Source organism: Bacteroides sp. 519 (genome assembly GCF_010500955.1).
Classification (GTDB): Bacteria; Bacteroidota; Bacteroidia; order Bacteroidales; family Bacteroidaceae; genus Bacteroides.
Genome location: NZ_QVMJ01000142.1, coordinates 1 through 310, shown reverse-complemented (window position 1 = coordinate 310; position 310 = coordinate 1). Strand labels below are relative to the sequence as shown.

Here is a 310-nt window from a genome sequence, read left to right as displayed (position 1 = left end):
AGCGGGGATGCTGTTTTACAGCCATGACTTTCATTAAGCCATGTTCCCCGTATTTTGTATTCAGGTTAAAGGTCATCCATACCAATACCGATTTTCTTTAACTGATACATGCCGAGCTTTGAATAGCGGCGCGAAGTAACAATCATTTTGGCCGATTTTACCCCAATGTCCTTTGCGAGATACATCATTGGCAATCTTTTTTGGGTCATCCAAATCACCTTTATGCATGTTACGATAATCGTTCGGGCCATCAGGATCAATCAATTCTACCTGTGCATAGTCTCTAACCTTGCTTAAAAGGTTGTTGTTT

At 41.0% G+C, this 310-nt stretch carries 1 protein-coding gene and 1 pseudogene; both read right to left on the bottom strand.

All coding sequences use genetic code 11. The features are described from left to right. A partial coding sequence (locus D0T85_RS22260; RefSeq protein WP_370460031.1) for a DUF4133 domain-containing protein occupies window positions 1-76 on the bottom strand: 76 nt, incomplete at its 3' end. Window position 77: 1 nt separating this feature from the next. After that, window positions 78-170, bottom strand: a pseudogene (locus D0T85_RS22255) (DNA modification/repair radical SAM protein); the annotation flags it as partial. Window positions 171-310 lie beyond the last annotated feature (140 nt).